This is a genomic window from Ruminococcus sp. SR1/5, from assembly GCF_000209835.1.
Classification (GTDB): Bacteria; Bacillota; Clostridia; order Lachnospirales; family Lachnospiraceae; genus Blautia_A; species Blautia_A fusiformis.
On the sequence record NC_021014.1, the window covers coordinates 1634409 to 1652763 of the forward strand.

23 protein-coding genes are annotated in these 18355 nt (G+C 44.9%); 22 read left to right on the top strand and 1 reads right to left on the bottom strand.

Annotation, left to right across the window (positions count from 1 at the left end):
• The first annotated feature begins 28 nt into the window (after window positions 1-28).
• The 13 genes from CK1_RS18185 (at window position 29) to CK1_RS18205 (ending at window position 9097) form a co-directional block, all read left to right on the top strand.
• Window positions 29-244, top strand: a complete 216-nt coding sequence (locus tag CK1_RS18185) for a hypothetical protein (RefSeq protein ID WP_353611148.1) — start codon at window positions 29-31, stop codon at window positions 242-244.
• A gap of 17 nt (window positions 245-261) precedes the next feature.
• Window positions 262-1389 carry an MATE family efflux transporter gene (locus CK1_RS08335; RefSeq protein WP_353611233.1) on the top strand — a complete coding sequence of 376 codons (1128 nt, stop codon included), beginning with the start codon at window positions 262-264 and terminating at the stop codon, window positions 1387-1389.
• Between the two features lie 144 nt (window positions 1390-1533).
• Window positions 1534-1743 (top strand): DUF1858 domain-containing protein, encoded by a 210-nt coding sequence (locus tag CK1_RS08340; RefSeq protein ID WP_015525823.1) that lies wholly within the window; start codon window positions 1534-1536, stop codon window positions 1741-1743.
• Between the two features lie 153 nt (window positions 1744-1896).
• Entirely contained in the window at window positions 1897-2484 is a 588-nt protein-coding gene (locus CK1_RS08345; RefSeq protein ID WP_015525824.1) for an anthranilate synthase component II, read from the top strand.
• 4 nt (window positions 2485-2488) lie between these two features.
• The gene (locus CK1_RS18190; protein ID WP_015525825.1) at window positions 2489-3142 is read left to right on the top strand and encodes an Anthranilate/para-aminobenzoate synthase component I; all 654 of its coding nucleotides are present in this window, start codon (window positions 2489-2491) and stop codon (window positions 3140-3142) included.
• Window positions 3058-3909, top strand: a complete 852-nt coding sequence (gene pabB / locus CK1_RS18195) for an aminodeoxychorismate synthase component I (RefSeq protein ID WP_353611149.1) — start codon at window positions 3058-3060, stop codon at window positions 3907-3909. The genes CK1_RS18190 and pabB overlap by 85 nt, the downstream gene beginning before the upstream one ends.
• 86 nt (window positions 3910-3995) lie before the next feature.
• On the top strand, window positions 3996-4247 hold the full coding sequence (locus tag CK1_RS18200) for an aminotransferase class IV (RefSeq protein ID WP_015525827.1): 252 nt from the start codon (window positions 3996-3998) through the stop codon (window positions 4245-4247).
• Window positions 4208-4789, top strand: coding sequence for an aminotransferase class IV (locus tag CK1_RS08355; RefSeq protein ID WP_353611150.1), 582 nt, complete (start codon window positions 4208-4210; stop codon window positions 4787-4789). Before CK1_RS18200 ends, CK1_RS08355 begins: the two co-directional genes overlap by 40 nt.
• Before the next feature lie 352 nt (window positions 4790-5141).
• Window positions 5142-6053: a 1-phosphofructokinase gene (gene pfkB / locus CK1_RS08360; protein WP_173722581.1), complete on the top strand. Its 912-nt coding sequence runs from the start codon at window positions 5142-5144 to the stop codon at window positions 6051-6053.
• Window positions 6054-6073: 20 nt separating this feature from the next.
• A complete protein-coding gene (locus CK1_RS08365) occupies window positions 6074-7987 on the top strand; it encodes a PTS fructose transporter subunit IIABC (protein WP_015525830.1) in 1914 nt (637 codons plus the stop codon).
• Between the two features lie 39 nt (window positions 7988-8026).
• On the top strand, window positions 8027-8284 hold the full coding sequence (locus tag CK1_RS08370) for an HPr family phosphocarrier protein (protein ID WP_015525831.1): 258 nt from the start codon (window positions 8027-8029) through the stop codon (window positions 8282-8284).
• A 154-nt stretch (window positions 8285-8438) separates the two neighbouring features.
• Window positions 8439-8627: a DeoR family transcriptional regulator gene (locus tag CK1_RS18835; RefSeq protein WP_502685127.1), complete on the top strand. Its 189-nt coding sequence runs from the start codon at window positions 8439-8441 to the stop codon at window positions 8625-8627.
• Window positions 8628-8644: 17 nt separating this feature from the next.
• Complete coding sequence (locus CK1_RS18205) at window positions 8645-9097, top strand: sugar phosphate isomerase family (RefSeq protein WP_353611151.1); 453 nt, start codon at window positions 8645-8647, stop codon at window positions 9095-9097.
• 73 nt (window positions 9098-9170) lie between these two features.
• Here CK1_RS18205 and CK1_RS08380 read toward each other — a convergent pair whose 3' ends face one another.
• Entirely contained in the window at window positions 9171-9425 is a 255-nt protein-coding gene (locus CK1_RS08380) for a hypothetical protein (protein WP_015525832.1), read from the bottom strand.
• A gap of 135 nt (window positions 9426-9560) precedes the next feature.
• Between CK1_RS08380 and CK1_RS08385 the strand changes: the two genes are divergently transcribed.
• The 9 genes from CK1_RS08385 (at window position 9561) to CK1_RS08420 (ending at window position 18290) form a co-directional block, all read left to right on the top strand.
• Window positions 9561-10427, top strand: a complete 867-nt coding sequence (locus tag CK1_RS08385) for a GGDEF domain-containing protein (RefSeq protein ID WP_015525833.1) — start codon at window positions 9561-9563, stop codon at window positions 10425-10427.
• 87 nt (window positions 10428-10514) lie between these two features.
• Window positions 10515-11204, top strand: coding sequence for a tRNA (N6-threonylcarbamoyladenosine(37)-N6)-methyltransferase TrmO (gene tsaA / locus CK1_RS08390; protein WP_015525834.1), 690 nt, complete (start codon window positions 10515-10517; stop codon window positions 11202-11204).
• Between the two features lie 143 nt (window positions 11205-11347).
• The gene (locus tag CK1_RS08395) at window positions 11348-11629 is read left to right on the top strand and encodes a DUF2325 domain-containing protein (protein ID WP_015525835.1); all 282 of its coding nucleotides are present in this window, start codon (window positions 11348-11350) and stop codon (window positions 11627-11629) included.
• 181 nt (window positions 11630-11810) lie between these two features.
• Window positions 11811-13130: an aspartate kinase gene (locus CK1_RS08400; protein ID WP_015525836.1), complete on the top strand. Its 1320-nt coding sequence runs from the start codon at window positions 11811-11813 to the stop codon at window positions 13128-13130.
• 334 nt (window positions 13131-13464) lie between these two features.
• Complete coding sequence (locus CK1_RS08405) at window positions 13465-13686, top strand: HPr family phosphocarrier protein (protein ID WP_015525837.1); 222 nt, start codon at window positions 13465-13467, stop codon at window positions 13684-13686.
• A gap of 178 nt (window positions 13687-13864) precedes the next feature.
• Window positions 13865-14773, top strand: a complete 909-nt coding sequence (locus tag CK1_RS18210) for a hypothetical protein (protein ID WP_353611152.1) — start codon at window positions 13865-13867, stop codon at window positions 14771-14773.
• Window positions 14709-16232, top strand: a complete 1524-nt coding sequence (locus tag CK1_RS18215; RefSeq protein WP_353611234.1) for an ATP-dependent DNA helicase — start codon at window positions 14709-14711, stop codon at window positions 16230-16232. The genes CK1_RS18210 and CK1_RS18215 overlap by 65 nt, the downstream gene beginning before the upstream one ends.
• A gap of 110 nt (window positions 16233-16342) precedes the next feature.
• Window positions 16343-17821 carry a serine hydrolase gene (locus CK1_RS08415; RefSeq protein ID WP_306288844.1) on the top strand — a complete coding sequence of 493 codons (1479 nt, stop codon included), beginning with the start codon at window positions 16343-16345 and terminating at the stop codon, window positions 17819-17821.
• Between the two features lie 94 nt (window positions 17822-17915).
• Entirely contained in the window at window positions 17916-18290 is a 375-nt protein-coding gene (locus CK1_RS08420; protein ID WP_015525839.1) for a RidA family protein, read from the top strand.
• Window positions 18291-18355 lie beyond the last annotated feature (65 nt).

The window sequence follows — 18355 nt, forward strand, 5'->3', positions numbered from 1 at the left end:
TATTTGTGGAAAAGGAGTTGGACTGAAATTGACAAAGGACAAGACCAATGATATGACCGTGGGAAATCCGGTGAGCCTGATCATCCGCTTTATGATTCCCATGTGTCTCGGAAATATTTTTCAGCAGTTTTATAACATTGCGGATTCCATTGTTGCGGGGCAGTTCCTGGGAGTAGATGCGCTGGCTGCAATCGGAAGCACCGGTTCACTGATGTTTTTGTTACCGGATGGCTTAACGGACTGAGCAGTGGCTTTGCCATTCTGGTATCCCAGTGGTTCGGGGCGAAGCAATATGATAAGATGCGTCATTACGTAGCTATGTCCATTTATCTGGCAGCAGCCTTTGCCATTGTGATGACCATTGGCTTTGAGGCTTTGAATGAACCGATTCTGCGGCTGATGAATTCACCGGAGGATCTGATGGGATCTGTGAAGGGATATATGGGAATTATTTATGCAGGCCTGATTGTAACAGCGGCATATAATTCACTGGCAGCGTTTCTCCGTGCACTTGGAGATTCAAAATCTCCGCTGTATTTTCTGATCATTTCGGCAGTGATCAATGTGTTCCTGGATATTCTGTTTATTGTAAAAATCGGGATGGGAGTGGAAGGCTGTGCCTATGCTACGGTTATCGCGCAGGCAATTTCCGCAGTCTGCTGCCTGATCTATATTATCAAAAAGTTCCCGATCCTGCATCTGAAGAAAGAAAACTTTGAAGTTTCTTTTACCAGCTTCCGTTATCTGCTGGCCCTTGGTATTCCCATGGGACTTCAGTTTTCCATCACAGCGATCGGAACCATTATTGTGCAGGGTGCGGTAAATATTTACGGTTCTGTATATATGGCAGGATTTTCCGCTGCGGGAAAAATACAGAATATCATTGCAACTGTATTTGTAGCTTTTGGTGCGACGATGGCAACCTATGTAGGACAGAACCGGGGCGCCGGAAAGATGGACCGTGTAAAAGCAGGAATGAAATATACCCAGATCATGGTCCTGATCTGGAGTGTGATCACTATGATCATAATGTTCTTTTTCGGAAAGTACATGACCTGGTTATTTATTGACAAGTCCCAGACGGATGTTATTAATGTTTCTGTTACTTATTTTCATACGGTATTCTGGGCATATCCGTTCCTTGGAAGTATCTTCCTCTACAGAAACGGACTTCAGGGACTGGGATATGGCTTGGTTCCCATGCTGGGCGGTGTGTTTGAACTGGCGGCAAGAAGTGCGATCGTTATGTTTGTTGCAGGAAAAACAAGTTTTGCAGGTGTATGTCTGGCGGATCCTGCCGCATGGATCGCAGCGCTGATCCCTCTGATCCCGTATTATATTTATGTGATGAAAAAGTGGAGCAGGGGAAAAAAGGAAACTGCTGCCTGAGTGGGTATAATACAGAAAATGAAAAGAATAAATTTAGGCTTGCAATTATGGAAGATACAGTTATAATGATATTATAACTGCGGAAAAAACCAGGAAACCGGGATTCCGGGTAAGATTACAGATCCAGAAGGGAGAATATAGATCATGGAAATCACAAAGGAAACAACAATGGGCGAGATGCTTGCATACGATGAGAAGATCGCATACATTCTTATGCAGGAAGGAATGCACTGCATCGGCTGTCCGTCTTCTATCGGTGAGTCTCTTGAGGAGGCATGTATGGTACACGGACTTGATGTAAACGCTGTACTGGCAGACATCCATCATTATGAGGAAACCAAGAAAAAGAAATAATCAGCAGTACAATTTATATTAGAACGTACAGATTACGGACCGCAAGGGGATAACGACTGTGCATGTCTTTTTGGCATGCCGTCGTTATCCCTTTTTTTGTGAGCAGACGATAAAGAGAGTCTTAAATATCTGCTTGATATGGAGGAAAAAAGCATGTATGTGATGATCGATAATTTCGATTCATTTGTTTATAATCTCAAGGCATATTTTCAGGAACTTGGAAGAGAGATCCTGGTCAGACGCTACGACGAGATCACCCTGGAGGAGCTGGAAGAGCTGAACCCGGAAGGAATCATCCTTTCTCCGGGACCGAAGCGTCCCTGGGATGCGAAGCTCTGCGTAGATACCGTAAAAAGATTTCAGGGAAGGATTCCTGTTCTTGGTGTCTGTCTGGGGCATCAGGTGATTGGCCACTGTGCGGGAGCAGTAGTGGAAAAGGGAGTGTGTCCCATGCACGGAAAAGTAACAGAGATCCACAACCACGGAACAGGAGTGTTTGCAGGCCTGCCTGAGAAATACAAGGTGACAAGATACCATTCCCTGATCGTGCGGGAAGACAGCATTCCGGAGGAGTATCAGGTGGATGCGCTTTCTGATGATGGTGCTGTTATGGGAATTTCCCATAAAGCATTGCCTATCTATGGTGTGCAATTCCATCCGGAAGCCGTTCTTACGGAATATGGACATGAGCTTCTTGAGAATTTTTGCAGGATCGCGGAGAATTTTCAGAAGGAGGAGTAAAAATATGTACAAAAATCAGCGAAGAATAAAAGAACTGACCCCATATATCCCGGCAGTGGACATTTTTCGGATCTACGAGAGAGAACCCGGAGCAGCGTTTCTGGATTCCTCCCTTGTCAATGAGCTGGGACATTATTCTGTGATCGGAAGATGTCCGTATCTGAAGCTGGTAAAGGACGGAGAGAACTTTACTATCAACGGAAGGCCGGAAACAGAAACAACCTTTGAAGACTATATGCGGGAATATTTAAATACCCATGAAGACAAAAATAACAGCGGACTTCCCATCGTATCCGGTGCAGTAGGATATTTTTCCTATGATTACGGAAGAAAACAGATGGGAGTACCATCCGGAGAAAAGGATCTTGTGACTGTTCCGGAGGCAGTTCTGACGTTTTATGACTGTTTTATCATAGAAGACTGTCAGGAAAAAAGAACCTATCTTGTGTCAAACGGAATCAGTGCAGACGCTGCAGCAGAAATCGGAGCGATGGAAAAAGCAATCCGGGAATTTACAGAGGCGGGGAAACAGGAAGGATCGGAAACAGGGGAAAAAAGGAATCCGGAAACAGGATGGTCACGGAAAATTCTCACCGTGAGAAATTCAGGATCCAGGTTCATCCCAACTTTGAGAAAGAAGAATACAAACAGGCAGTAGACCGGATGATCCGCTATATTATAGAGGGCGATATCTATATTGCCAATATGACGCAGCAGCTGACCATTGAAAGCGAAAAACCACCTCTGGATGTTTTTTATGATCTTCGGAAAAATAATCCGTCTCCTTTCGGCGGATATCTGGATTTCGGAGATTATCAGATCGTCTGCGCATCTCCGGAACGTTTTCTGAAGATGAAAGACCGTCATGTAAATACCCGTCCTATAAAGGGAACAAGAAAACGTGGCGTAACATCTGAGGAAGATGAAATGCTCCGTCGGGAGCTTCAGGATTCCGGAAAAGATAAGAGTGAACTTCTTATGATCGTAGACCTGGAGCGAAATGATCTGAACCGGGTGTGTACACCGGGAAGCGTGAAGGTAACCGAGCTTTTTACAGTGGAAGCATATGCTACGGTTTTTCATCTGGTATCGGATATTGAAGGAAAACTGGAAGACGGAAAAAATGTTATGGATCTTCTGAAGGCTGCATTCCCCGGCGGTTCTATTACCGGTGCGCCGAAATACCGTGCCATGGAGATCATTGACGAGCTGGAACACGGAAAGAGAAATCTTTATACAGGCTCTATCGGCTACCTGACACTGGACGGAAGCTGTGATTTCAACATCGTGATCCGTACAGCTCTTCATAAAAACGGAAAATATTACCTTGGCGTTGGCGGCGGGATCACAGCAGAGTCAGATCTGGAATTTGAGTATGAGGAGACTCTGCAGAAGGCGAAAGCGATCCTGGATGCACTGCAGTAGAGAAACATACAGAACGGTAAAAGTGAAAGGCTCTGTGGACAGATCAGAGAATCTGACAGGGACACTTCATAAGGAGGTCAAAGGAAATGAACAACATAACCTTAGACGAATGTTTTCAGTTCGGTCTGGGAGCATTTGAGACCATAGGAATAGAAAAGGGAACCCCCATACTTCTGGAAAAGCATCTGAAAAGACTGGAACGAGCGGCAGATTTCCTGAAGCTGGGTGATCCGGCAGTGCGTGGGATCACAGCCGGGAGGATCGAAGAATATCTGGAAGAACAAAAAAACGCCCGGGGGTGCAGAAAGAATTTGACGGACTGGAACACTGTGCGCTGAAGCTTATGCTTACAAAGGAAAATGTAGTGTATTCTCTTCGTGCCAATCATTATACGCCGGAGAATTATGAAAAAGGCTTTATCATGGATGTCAGCAAGGTAAAACGAAATGAAACATCACCTCTTGTATATCACAAAACCATGAATTACGGAGATTGTATCCTGGAAAAACGTAATGCTACAGCAGCAGGAATGGATGAACGGTTGTTTCTGAATACAAAGAAACAGATATCGGAAGGGACAGTAAGTAATGTATTCTTTGTGCGAAATGGCATGATCTATACACCAAAAGTCAGCTGCGGACTTCTCCCGGGAATCCTCCGTGAATATCTCTGTGACACGGAAGAGGTGGAAGAAACCTATATCTATGTTCAGGATCTTAAATGGTATCAGGAATGCTTTGTCACCAATTCCCTGATGGGAATCATGCCGGTGCGTCAGATCGGAGGAATCCGGTTTGAGGAAGACAAAGTGACAAGGGAGCTGATGAGAAGATATCGGAAGATGGTCAGAGATACTGCGAATAGGAAACAAATCAGATAAATGTTATTGCGAAACTATCACATTCAGGAAAGGTGATGGAATGTGAAGATCCGGCTTTCCGGGAAATGTACCTGAGGATGGAGGTAATATAAACAGGAATTTGGAATGGTACATAGATTTATAACGGAATTTGAATGAAAGTGACCAATACAGTCAGAGATAAGCGTGCATTAACCAGGGAAAGCTAAGGTTGATGCACGTTTTTTGTGCAAACTCAACCAAAAACGTTCATGAATTTTGTGAAGTAATTTGATTGACTTTGAATGAATTTGGAAGTATACTGAGTTCAACAAATGAAAAACAACAAAAATCGGTCAAAAACCGCAGGATAAAAGATATGGGAGGAGAAAAAATGATCTGCACAGTTACTTTTAATCCGTCTCTGGACTATATCGTTTCCGTGGAGGATTTTAAACTCGGACTTACCAACCGAACAAGCTCTGAGCTGATGCTTCCGGGCGGAAAGGGAATCAACGTTTCCACCGTGCTGATGAATCTTGGAATCGAGAATACAGCACTTGGTTTCATGGCAGGATTCGTCGGAGATGAGATTGTAAGAAAGCTTGAGGAGATGGGAGTGAGATCTGATTTTATCAGGATCCCGGAAGGCGTTTCCAGAATCAACCTGAAGCTGAAATCCATTGACGGAACCGAGATCAACGGAATGGGACCTAAAATCAGCGCAGAAAAAGTTCAGGAGCTGATGGAGAAACTTGACACACTGAAAGAAGGAGATGTGCTTTTCCTGGCAGGAAGCATTCCATCATCCATGCCGGATGACATGTACGAGAAGATCATGGCGAGACTGGACGGAAAAGGCGTGATGATCGTTGTGGATGCAACGAGAGATCTTCTTGTAAATGTCCTGAAGTATCATCCGTTCCTGGTGAAGCCCAATAACCATGAGCTTGGAGAAATCTTCGGCGTAGAGCTTAAGAACCGTCAGGATGTGATCCCTTACGGAAAGAAGCTCCAGGAAAAAGGAGCCAGAAACGTGCTGATCTCAATGGCCGGTGAGGGAGCTGTCCTGGTAGCAGAAAACGGTCAGGTGTTTGAGAAACCGGCGCCGAAAGGAACACTGGTAAACGGCGTAGGAGCCGGAGATTCCATGGTAGCAGGCTTTATGGCAGGCTGGATGGAAAAACAGGATCACGAATATGCATTCCATATGGGAATTTCCGCAGGAAGTGCAAGTGCATTTTCTGAAAATCTTGCCACAAGGGAAGAAGTTCAGGCAGTATATGAACAGGTAACAGAGGGGTAAAGAAGAAAGGAGAAGGGAAGATGAGAATCACAGATCTGCTTGACAAACGAAGCATATCACTGGATGCTGCACCGAAGACGAAATCTGAAGCTCTGGACATGGCCGTAGATCTTATGGTAAAAAGTGAAAAGATCAGCGACAGGGAAGCTTATCGGAAACAGGTGTATTTAAGAGAGGAAGAAAGTACGACAGGAATCGGTGAGGGAATCGCTATTCCTCATGGAAAATGTGATGCGGTAAAGAAACCGGGACTTGCTGCCATGGTAGTAAAAAACGGCGTGGAATTTGAGGCACTGGATGATGAGCCGGTTACCCTTCTTTTCCTGATCGCAGCACCGAATACAGAAGATAACATTCATCTTGATGTACTCAGCAAGCTTTCCGTAATGCTGATGGATGATAATTTTACAGAATCCTTACGCAACGCAGGTTCTGTAGATGAATTTATGGAGATCATTGACAAGGCCGATGAGGAGAAAAAAGATATTGATGAAAGACTGGCAGATACAGGAAGTTCCGAAGGAGCCAGAGCTAAACTGCTGGCAGTTACTTCTTGCCCCACAGGTATTGCCCACACCTACATGGCAGCAGAGGGACTGGAAAAAGCAGCGAAGGCGAAAGACTGTTTCATTAAAATAGAGACACGAGGCTCCGGTGGAGCAAAAAATGTACTTACGGATCAAGAGATCCGGGAGGCAGACTGCATCATTGTAGCTGCAGATGCCAAGGTTCCCATGGATCGTTTCGATGGAAAGAAAGTCATCGAATGTCAGGTTTCGGATGGAATCAGCAAAGCGGACCAGCTTGTTGAACGTGCGATTTCCGGAGATGTTCCGGTATATCATGCAGCAGCAGGCAGTCAGAGCTCTTCCTCAAATGCAAAAGCAGGCGGCGGAGCAGGCCACAAGATCTATATGCAGCTGATGAACGGGGTATCTCATATGCTTCCACTGGTTGTAGGCGGTGGTATCCTGATCGCTCTAGCATTCTTGATCGATGGTTTAAGTGTAGATTTGAGTTCCCTTCCTGCAGACCAGAGAGCAAACTTTGGTACCATCACACCGGTAGCGGCTGTTCTGAAAAACATTGGTGGAACCGCATTTGGTTTCATGCTTCCGATCCTGGCCGGATTTATTGCAATGGCCATCGGTGACAGACCGGCACTTGCAGTTGGACTTGTGGGCGGTATGATCGCGGCAAACGGAAAATCCGGTTTCCTCGGAGCACTTCTTGCAGGCTTCCTTGCAGGATATCTGATCCTTGGACTTCGTAAGGTTTGTGATAAGCTTCCGGAAGCACTGGAAAAAATAGCGCCTGTACTGATCTATCCGGTTGTTGGTGTCCTTCTTATGGGACTCTGTATGACCTTCGTTGTAGAGCCGATCATGGGCGGTATCAATACAGGATTAAATAATGCCTTGACAGGCATGGGAAATTCAAGTAAAGTAATTTTAGGGTTGGTTCTTGGTGGTATGATGGCCATTGATATGGGCGGCCCGTTCAACAAAGCAGCATATGTATTTGGTACAGCAGCTATTGCGGCAGGCAACTATGACATTATGGCAGCAGTTATGGTGGGAGGTATGACTCCTCCGTGTGCCATCGCACTCGCATCCCTGCTGTTTAAAGACAAATTTACAAAAGAAGAGCGTGAGGCAGGACCGACCAACTTTATTATGGGACTTGCATTTATCACAGAAGGTGCGATTCCTTTTGCGGCATCTGACCCGGTCCATGTACTTCCGTCCTGTATCGTCGGTTCCGCAGCAGCTGGAGCGATCTCCATGTTCTTCAACTGTACACTGATGGCACCACATGGCGGAATCTTCGTATTCCCGGTTGTAGGTAATGCAATGATGTATCTGGTCGCACTGGTTGTGGGAACTCTGATCTCAGCTGTACTTCTCGGGGTACTGAAGAAAAAAGTTGCTTAAATTTTTTTAAATTAAAATAAAAAACTGGAGGATAAAGAAATGAAAGAATTCAAGTATGTGGTAACAGATAACGAAGGAATCCATGCACGTCCGGCCGGAGAGCTTGTGAAGCTTGTAAAAGGTTTCGAGTCCAAGATCACTATCGAGAAGGACGGCAAGACTGTAGAGTGCAGAAAGCTTCTTGCACTTATGGGACTTGGCGTAAAGAAGGGACATGAGGTTACCTTTACATTCGATGGTGCAGATGAGGATGCAGCATACGAGGCAGTAAGCAAATTCATGCAGGAGAACCTGTAATCTCAGAATGAGTGAACAGAAGGCATCCCGGTCCGGTCGATCGGGATGTCTTTTTTGAAGGAGGAAAAGGAATGCTGACGGAGCAGAGATACGAGATCATACTCGACCTTCTCAGAGAAAAAACAGTGTTACGGTAACAGAACTGAAAGATATCCTGGATGCATCGGAATCTACGGTCCGCAGAGACATCACGGCGCTTTACAAGGCGGGGAAGCTGACCAGGGTTTTTGGCGGTGCGGTGGCACTGGAACATACTGTCAATGCCTATGAGCCTACCGTAGCCCAGAAAGTTGAGCTGAATATTGAAGAAAAAAGAAGATCGCAGCCTATGCGGCAGCTCTGATCCGTCCGGAAGATTTTGTGTATCTGGATGCGGGAACGACTACCGGATATATGCTGGAGCATCTGGAAGGCTCCGGGGCGACTTTTGTCACCAATGGTGTTTCCCATGCCAGGGCTCTGGCTCAGATGGGAGTCCGTGTGCTGCTGATCGGCGGAGAACTGAAGGGATCTACGGAAGCTGTGATCGGAAGTCAGGCCATGCAGATGCTGAAGAATTATCATTTTACAAAGGGCTTTTTCGGGACCAACGGGATGACTCAGAGAGAAGGCTTTACCACGCCGGAATCCAATGAAGCACTGGTAAAGCGAACCGCCATGGAGCAGTGTCTGGAAAAGTACGTAGTGTCTGACAGCTCCAAATTCGGACAGATCAGTGCGGTGACGTTCTTTTCATTTGACGGAGCAGTGATCCTGACGGAAAGCTGTTCCAAAGAATATAAAGATTGCAGAAATATACAGATCGTATCATAGAAAGATCGCAAAAAAACCGGTTTGGAAGAAAAAATTCTTCGTAAACCGGTTTTTTGTTTGCTGAGGATCTGTTTCAGGCTTCCCTGGAGATCATGGCTTCTAGATCTTCTACGGAAATGTCTTTTTTGTGCATCAGCTTGAGCAGACGTTTCAGTTCAGCAGCTTCCTTTGCCTTTTTTTCAGCTTTGCGGATCTCATCCAGCTGAGCTGCCAGTGCAGTTTTTTCATCCTCCAGCGCTGCTATCTTTTCGGTGCAGGCAGCAATCTTGGAATCTACTTTGGAAATTTTCTCATTGAGTACTTCTATCTTTGTACGTCTCTGTGCCATATGAAACCTCCTGATAAAAATATTACTTCTTATACACTATACAATAGCATAAACGACGATGAAATACAATTGTGAATTGATGTGCAATATGTTATCATGAATGTATATAATATTTCAGAAACGCAGGAAAATACTATGGATAAAGATAAGGGTGTATTTATGACTGCCCGGGAAGTAAATATGGAAATAGAAATGCTGAAGACGGTTTTTGACATTGTAAGACTGGTGGATGTCAGCCGTACAGCTCCGGTAAATATTGGCTTAGACGATTGCTCTTATGAAGCAGAACATAAATGCTTTGCAGTGTGGAATAAAGGCAGAAGATGTGAGAACTGTATTTCTGCCAAAGTTTTTGCCCGTAAAAACAAAATGACGAAATTTGAGTTCGTCAATGATGACATTTATCAGGTAATCGCCAAATATGTGGTTATAGACGGGACACCTCTTGTCATGGAAATGGTCTTTAAAATGACGGATAAGATCTTTCTGGGAGCTTATGGAAGCGGATCTCTGATCGATAAGATCAGCAGATTCAACCGGGAATTATATGAAGATCCGCTGACTGGTGCCAGAAACCGGAGATATTTTGAGGAACAGCTGAAATCCCTGGATAAGATGGGGGCTATAGCTATGATCGACGTGGACAATTTTAAACAGATCAATGACAGCTATGGCCATGTAGCTGGAGATGCGGCGCTTTGTACCATTGTCAGAATGATCTTTGAGCATGTGCGGGCAGATGACGTGGTACTGCGTTATGGAGGAGACGAATTTCTTCTGATGTTTGAAGAAATCCCGGAAAAGGTATTTCAGCAGAAGCTGGAAGATATCCGGGAAGAGATCGCAATGGCAGATGTGCCGGAATACAAAGAAATCCGGCTTTCCATGAGCGTGGGAGGTGTATATGGAAGCTGTAAGGTCAGAGATGGAGTGATGGAAGCGGACAGGCTTCTCTATCAGGCCAAGCGGCAAAAAAACTGTGTTGCCTACAAGAGGATCTGACGGAAATGACATGACAGTCATTGAAAGCAGAATTATGTAACAGGCGCATGAGGTGTATATCTGGCAAGTGAAAGGGAGAATAGGGATATGAAGATAATCGCAAGGATCAGAAGTGATTTTCCGACAAAATTCGGAATCCCGCGTCAGAGCGGTCGAGTGGAAGAACTGACAGCCTGTATTGTTTTTGAACCGGAATACCGGGTACGGGAAGCGGTAAAAGGACTGGAAGATTTTTCGCATATCTGGCTGCTGTGGGAGTTTTCACAGTCGATCCGTGAGAACTGGTCCCCTACAGTACGTCCGCCACGCCTGGGCGGAAATGAAAGGATGGGCGTATTTGCCACCAGATCGCCCTTCCGTCCCAATCCTGTAGGCTTATCCTGTGTGAAGCTTGAAAAGATCGATCTGGAAAGCAAAGAAGCTCCTGTACTGATCGTATCCGGTGCGGACCTGATGGATGGAACCCCTATCTATGATATTAAGCCATATCTGCCTGTGGCAGACTGCCATCCGGAAGCGCTGGGCGGCTTTGCGACGAAGGTGGAGCAGCATTTTCTGCAGGTAGAGATCCCGGAAGAATGGAAGGCAAGGATTCCGGAGGATAAGCTTACTGCGTTGGAAGGCGTGCTCAGAGAGGATCCGAGGCCTGCCTACCAGAAAGATCCGGAGAGGATATACGGAATGCCTTTTGCAGGAATGGATGTTCATTTTCAGGTAAAAAACGGCATACTTACAGTATGTGAGATCACAGGATATAAAAAATTAGACAGAATTTAAAATTACCTTTGACAAACTTTTTGTGAGATGGTATTATAATAAATGAGTTAGCAAGTGCTAACTCAATATTTTAAAAGTGAAGTTAGTTTAAAATAACCTTGAAACAGTCATATAAAAGTTCAGAGATCAAAGGAGAGTGAATTATGAGCGTTGTAATTGTAGGCGGTAATGAAAGAATGGTATGTCAGTATGAGGATATCTGCAAAGGCTTCGGATGCAAGGCGAAAGTTTTTGCCAAGGAAAAAGGAGCCATGAAGAAAAAGATCGGGGTGCCGGATCTGATGATCCTGTTCACCAGTACCGTTTCCCACAAAATGGTAAACTGCGCAGTAGAAGAAGCAAAGAAAAAATCCATTCCGGTATGCCGCTGTCACACAAGCAGCGCTGCAGCTCTCGAGAACATTTTGAAGCAGTACTGTGCATAAGAAACAGATCAGGAGATACTTTTCTCTTGTATAATTTGACTTTTTTGCAGAAATGTTACGGAAAGGCTTGCAAAATTACAAATTATTCAATAAAATAGCCGTAGGTTTCTGTGGTAAAGCGTTGCAGTGAATGGTGAAAAGGCGGCGCTGGAAGTCGAAATTACAGGTGAGAGGTGTTATCATGAAAAAAGTTGTAAAATTCGGTGGAAGTTCTCTTGCAAATGCGGAGCAGTTCCAGAAAGTGGGCGATATCATCCGCAGTGATGAGAGCCGCCGTTATGTAGTTCCGTCAGCTCCGGGAAAGAGATTTGACGAGGATATCAAAGTGACGGATATGCTTTATGGATGTTATGACGCAGCATCCAAAGGGGAGGATATCACTGAGAAGATCAATGCGATCAAGGCGCGATATTATGAGATCATCAAGGGACTCGGACTGAGCCTTTCTCTTGAGGAGGAGTTCAAGAAGATCGATGAAGATTTCCGTGCACAGGCAGGAATCCAGTATGCGGCATCCAGAGGAGAGTTCCTCAATGGTAAGATCATGGCTGCATATCTTGGATATGATTTTGTGGATGCAGCTTCTGTGATCCGTTTTGATAAAGCTGGTAATCTGGAAGCGGAGGAGACCAATAAACTCCTTTCCAAAAAACTCAGCAAATCCCAGCATGCGGTTATTCCGGGATTTTACGGCGCATGTGCAGATGGCACAGTAAAGACATTTTCCAGAGGTGGTTCTGATGTGACAGGTTCCCTGGTTGCAAAAGCTATCCATGCAGATATTTATGAGAACTGGACGGACGTTTCCGGTTTTCTTGTAACAGATCCGCGTATCGTTCACAATCCGGAGCCTATCGAGGCAATCACATACAGAGAGCTTCGTGAGCTTTCCTACATGGGAGCTACTGTTCTTCATGAGGATGCCATTTTCCCGGTTCGTAAAGAGGGAATTCCAATCAATATCCGTAACACAAACAGCCCGGAGGATAAAGGTACTCTGATCGTAGAGAGCACCTGTAAGAAGCCGAAATTTACTATTACCGGTATCGCCGGAAAGAAAGGTTTCTGCTCTATTAATATCGAGAAATCTATGATGAACAGTGAGATCGGGTTCGGACGCAAGGTACTTCAGGTATTTGAAGATCAGGGGATCAGCTTTGAGCATGTACCATCCGGAATCGATACTATGACTGTATATGTTCATCAGGACGAATTTGAGGAGAAAGAGCAGCAGGTTATCGCAGGTATCCACCGTCTGGTGCAGCCTGATTTTGTGGAGATGGAATCTGACCTTGCACTGATCGCAGTTGTTGGTCGTGGAATGAAATCCCAGAGAGGCACTGCAGGAAGGATCTTCTCTGCTCTTGCCCATGCAAATGTAAACGTAAAAATGATCGACCAGGGTTCCAGTGAGCTGAATATCATCATCGGTGTAGAGAATCGTGATTTCGAAAAAGCAGTCAGAGCAATCTACGATATTTTTGTTCTGACACGGATATAAACAAAATCCGGAAACGGATTTTGTTTATGAGGAAGTAGCGAAGCGGATTCCGAATATCCGATTTATATAAATCCGGAAACGGATTCCGAATATCCGATTTATTTAAAACCGCCGCAGTACGTGTAACATACCGTCCTGCGGCGGATTTTTTTGGAAAAAATCCAAGATTTATCTAAAAATAATACAATCAAATTCAACAGGATTTCCAAAGGAAAGACAAAGATATTGTACATTGTGTCGAAAAAAGTTTGATATGAAATAAACAGTATTGACAAAAACTTAACTTTTGTGTAAAACTGAAATATGAAAAAATCAGAAAGGCAGGCGGTCAGCTATGGAGAAACAGATCAAACTGGATGAAAAAAGTGCACAGGAGTTTGTCAGTGCAGCCAGCAGATGTAATTTTGATATTGATGTATTTTATAACCGTATTATCATTGATGCAAAGTCGATCCTCGGACTTTTGAGTCTGGATCTGACAAAGACTCTGACAGTAAAGTGTTACGGAGAAGATGAGGATTTTAATCGTGTTCTTTCCAAGTATGCAGCAGGTTGAGAAATATGAATAAAGAAAAACGGTGATAAAAGGGCGCAGTTCATGAGAAGAAAAGCAGAACATGCGTCCTTTTTATTATGGGAAGCTTTCGGATCATATTTTATGGTATAATCCTGGTATAGCATGGAAAAAGAATAGCTGCCGGACTGGAATTCCGGCAGCTGCCGGGAGTGAAAATATGGAAAAACCAAGAGTGCGGATTTCTGTCAGAAATCTTGTGGAATTTATACTGAGGAGCGGAGATCTGGATAACAGCAGTGGGACATCCGGAGATAAGGAAGCCATGTTAAAAGGCGGAAGGCTTCACCGCAAGATACAGCGGAGTATGAAGGGCGATTATCAGGCAGAGGTTTCTCTGAAAAAAGAAAGTGAATACGACGATGTGGTCATTCAGGTCGAGGGCCGTGCAGATGGGATCTTTACAGAGGACGGAGCCGTTTATATTGATGAGATCAAGGGGACTTACGGAAATGTCCAGGCAATGGACATGCCAATACCTGTCCACCGTGCCCAGGCCATGTGTTACGGAATGATCTGGGGAGAAAAAGAAGGGATTTCTGAAATCCACATTCAGATGACATACGCTCATCTTGAGACGGAAGAAACCAGGAGATTTCGTGAGGATTTTTCCATAGAGGAGCTTAAAGGCTGGTATCAGAAGCTTCTGGATGCCTATCACAAATGGATCGCATATTCTCTTAACTGGAAAAAAGAGAGAAATGCATCCATGAAGGATCTGCAGTTTCCGTTTCCATACAGAGAAGGGCAGCGGGATATTGTTAGTGGTGTGTACCATACGGTTTCCAGCGGGAAGACCTTATTTGTTCAGGCGCCTACCGGTGTGGGAAAAACCATGTCTGCCATTTTTCCGTCCGTGCGCGCCATCGGTGAGGGAAAAGGTGAAACACTTTTTTATCTTACCGCAAAAACCATCACAGGAACTGTGGCGCAGGAGGCATTTCACATCCTGCGGGAAAAAAGGTCTGAAATTCAAGGTAACGGCGATCACGGCAAAGGAAAAGCTGTGTTTTCAGGATACTCCGGAATGTACACCGGAGAAATGTCCTTATGCAAAGGGGCATTTTGACCGGGTAAATGATGCGGTTTATGAGCTCTGGACCACTGAAGAGGTATATTCCCGAGAAGTGATCCGTGCTCATGCAGAAAAATGGCAGGTGTGCCCTTTTGAAATGTGTCTGGATCTTTCAATCTGGGTAGACGGGATCATCTGTGATTATAATTACGTGTTTGATCCCAATGTTCATCTGAAACGTTTTTTCGGGGAAAATATTTCCGGGGATTATATTTTTCTGATCGATGAGGCACATAATCTGGTAGAACGTGGCAGAGAGATGTACAGTGCCGGTATTTCCCGTCAGAGTCTGGTAGCACTTCGAAAGAAGATAAGAAAGAGATTTTCAAAACTGGCCAGAACACTGGATAAAGCAAATCGCCAGATGATGGAACTGGAAGAGAATCTTGCGGAAACAGGAAAAGGGTATCAGGTGCTTCCCAATCCCGGAGTACTGCCGATCACATTTCTTACAATATCAGGTGAACTGGAAGAAATACTGGAGGAAAAAGAACTGGAAGAAGAACTACGCAGGGAAATACTGGAATTTTATTTTATAGTGCGTGATTTTTTAAATGTTTCAGAGCTGGTAGATGAAAATTATGTAGTATATACCGAAAACAACGCAGAAGAAGGATTTCGTCTGAGGCTGTTCTGTGTGAACCCGGCAGAAAATCTGGGAGAATACCTGAAAAAAGGGAAAAGTGCTATTTTCTTTTCAGCTACAATGTTTCCCATGCTCTATTACCGGGAGCTTTTGACAACAGACCGTGATGCCTATGGGATTTATGTGCAGTCTCCTTTCCCAAAAGAAAACCGCAGGATTCTTATCGGCAGCGACGTAAGCAGCCGGTATACCCGGAGAAATCGTGCAGAATACCGGAAGATCGCCGGATATATTGCCAGATGTGTCTGGCAGAGGCAGGGAAATTATATGGTGTTTTTTCCGTCGTATCGTCTTATGGAAGACGTACTGCAAGTTTATGAGGAAGAATTTTCCGTAGACTGGGTGCGCTGCGTGTGTCAGACGCCGGATATGACAGAACAGGAACGGGAAGGATTTTTGGAGGAATTTCAGGAACGGGAAGGTACCCTGGTAGGGTTCTGTGTCCTTGGAGGAATTTTTTCTGAGGGTGTTGATCTGACAGGGGAAAGTCTGATCGGGGCAGTGATCGTAGGAACCGGACTTCCCCAGATCGGCAGTCAGCGTGAGATCTTGAAAGAGTATTACGATAAAAAGAATCACTGTGGTTTTGATTATGCATATCGCTACCCGGGTATGAACAAGGTGCTTCAGGCCGCCGGGCGCGTGATCCGCACAAAAGAGGACAAAGGCGTGATATTGCTTTTGGATGACCGCTTCTGGGATCGGGATTACCAGGAAATCTTTCCCAGGGAATGGCAGGACCGTACAGGCTGCAGGCTGGATACGGTAGAAGGTGCAGTGGAGACGTTCTGGAAGAGGTTTACTTGACAGAACGGAGAAATCCGATATACTTATAGAGTCTTTATCTGGAAAATCACTGGAGGAATGTGTGGATGCCGGATCAGGACAAGAAACTGTAAAATAGGATCATAAGAAAAGTGAAAGAAGTATATGAGACGAAAAAAATATATAAAGCATTGGCATTTTGTCTGAGCACAGTGATGCTCGCACAGCCGGTTTTTGCGACAACAGTGCAGCAGACGGCACAGGGAAGCCTTGGTTCTGTTACGGAGGAGTCCCAGATACTTCCAATTCCCGGTGAAAGCGGGAAATATATTCTGAAAAGCAATGGCTTTTACTGCCTGAATGAAGATGGAACCAAAGAAAATACTCCGGCAGTGTATTATTTTGATCATTTTGAGATCGACGGAACGGTTTTTGATGGATATTATTATCACGACGAAAGCGGTAAATTTACAGCGGGAAACTCGCATATGGTCCAGATCACCGATCTGAAGGCTCCGGCAAAAGACGGTAGCGGTGAGGAAGTTTCTTTTGACGGCTGTTATATGGTAAACAATCTGGGAAAACTCAGCGCTTCTCCACAGGTACGTTATATGGATGAGCTGGTGGTGGACAAAACAACATACAACGGGCTGTATTATTTTGATGAATATGGAAAAATGGTTACAGATCCAGGTATCCATTATCTGGAAATGAATGCTGCAGGACAGATGTTTGACGGATATTATTATTTTGGCGGAGAAAACGGCGTTCTGCTCCAGGAAGAGGGAGAGACTCCGGAGGGATTTTCCGTGGATAAATCCGGAAAAGTCGAGACGAAAGATCTGGGAATGGATGGCCTTGAGAAACGGCTTGCGGATCTTCTTGGAACCTATGAGGGTACATGGAGCGTTTATGTAAAGGATCTAACCAGTGATCAGGAGTTTGAACAGAACAGTCAGTCACTGTACTCAGCCAGTCTGATCAAAGTGTTTGTCATGGCCCAGACCTATGCCAACATGGATGCAGTCCTTCAGAACGAAGCGGCAAAAATGAAAAAAGATGTTACAGATCCGTCCGTATCCACAAAGGTCAATGACCTTCTCTGGAATATGATCACAGTCAGTGACAATGAATCCTTTAATGAGCTGGTACGTCTGCAGACAGCATCGGGTGTTTTTAAGGACGGAGCACAGGCTGTAAATGGATTTCTTGCGGAACAGAAATTTGCAGATACTTCCGTACAGCACATCTTAAGCCCGTCCTCTTCAAAGGATGTCGGCCTCGGTGGCAGGAACACCACTTCTGTAAAAGACTGCACAGAGCTTCTTTCCCGGATCTATAAAGGAGAATGTGTATCGAAAGAAGCTTCGGAGGCTATGCTGAACCTGCTTCTGAACCAGCAGGTTACTACTAAGATCCCCAGCGGGATATCTGTGTCCGTGGAAATTGCAAATAAGACTGGAGAAACGGATACGGACCAGCATGATATCGCCATTATATATGGAGAAAAGATTACATATATCCTCTGTGTGATGTCAGAAGACTGTAAACCTGGGGACGCAGTTTCGCATATCCGGGATATTTCCGGTATTGTTTATAATTATCTGAATATGGACCTTGACCAGGGGTGATCTGTGAGTTAGAATAAAAAACAGCTGAGTAAGATCCTGATGGATATTTCCGCCAGAGAAGTATCCGAAATGTTCATGAAAGGGGAATTCTATTATGAAGACAGTACATACAGACAAAGCACCTGCAGCAATCGGACCATACTCCCAGGCTATCATCCATGGAGATACACTTTACACATCCGGTCAGATCCCGGTGGATCCGGCAACTGGAGAGGTAGTTGGCACAACCATCGAGGAGCAGGCTGACCGTGTTATGAAGAATCTCGGAGCAGTTCTGGAAGCTGCCGGTTCCAGCTATGAGAATGCGATCAAGACAGTATGCTTCCTTGCAGATATGAACGATTTTGCGGCATTTAATGAAGTATATGCCAAATATTTCGTAAATAAACCTGCACGTTCCTGTGTTGCAGTCAAGACACTGCCAAAGAACGTTCTCTGCGAGGTAGAAGTGATCGCAGCGATCGGATGATCTGATAAAAAATCCCTGTTGTCTGATTTCAGTCAGACAGCGGGGATTTTTTTTTCGTGGTTGAT

Bases quoted from the DNA above. Each gene is read 5' to 3' on its own strand.
- CK1_RS08405 (WP_015525837.1), top strand. From the start codon at position 13,465: ATGGAGAAACAGATCAAACTGGATGAAAAAAGTGCACAGGAGTTTGTC.
- CK1_RS08395 (WP_015525835.1), top strand. From the start codon at position 11,348: ATGAGCGTTGTAATTGTAGGCGGTAATGAAAGAATGGTATGTCAGTAT.
- tsaA (WP_015525834.1), top strand. From the start codon at position 10,515: ATGAAGATAATCGCAAGGATCAGAAGTGATTTTCCGACAAAATTCGGA.
- CK1_RS08340 (WP_015525823.1), top strand. From the start codon at position 1,534: ATGGAAATCACAAAGGAAACAACAATGGGCGAGATGCTTGCATACGAT.
- CK1_RS08365 (WP_015525830.1), top strand. From the start codon at position 6,074: ATGAGAATCACAGATCTGCTTGACAAACGAAGCATATCACTGGATGCT.
- CK1_RS08345 (WP_015525824.1), top strand. From the start codon at position 1,897: ATGTATGTGATGATCGATAATTTCGATTCATTTGTTTATAATCTCAAG.
- CK1_RS08420 (WP_015525839.1), top strand. From the start codon at position 17,916: ATGAAGACAGTACATACAGACAAAGCACCTGCAGCAATCGGACCATAC.
- CK1_RS18200 (WP_015525827.1), top strand. From the start codon at position 3,996: ATGAACAACATAACCTTAGACGAATGTTTTCAGTTCGGTCTGGGAGCA.
- CK1_RS08385 (WP_015525833.1), top strand. From the start codon at position 9,561: ATGGATAAAGATAAGGGTGTATTTATGACTGCCCGGGAAGTAAATATG.
- CK1_RS08380 (WP_015525832.1), bottom strand. From the start codon at position 9,425: ATGGCACAGAGACGTACAAAGATAGAAGTACTCAATGAGAAAATTTCC.
- CK1_RS08370 (WP_015525831.1), top strand. From the start codon at position 8,027: ATGAAAGAATTCAAGTATGTGGTAACAGATAACGAAGGAATCCATGCA.
- pfkB (WP_173722581.1), top strand. From the start codon at position 5,142: ATGATCTGCACAGTTACTTTTAATCCGTCTCTGGACTATATCGTTTCC.
- CK1_RS08400 (WP_015525836.1), top strand. From the start codon at position 11,811: ATGAAAAAAGTTGTAAAATTCGGTGGAAGTTCTCTTGCAAATGCGGAG.
- pabB (WP_353611149.1), top strand. From the start codon at position 3,058: ATGGTCACGGAAAATTCTCACCGTGAGAAATTCAGGATCCAGGTTCAT.
- CK1_RS18190 (WP_015525825.1), top strand. From the start codon at position 2,489: ATGTACAAAAATCAGCGAAGAATAAAAGAACTGACCCCATATATCCCG.
- CK1_RS18210 (WP_353611152.1), top strand. From the start codon at position 13,865: ATGGAAAAACCAAGAGTGCGGATTTCTGTCAGAAATCTTGTGGAATTT.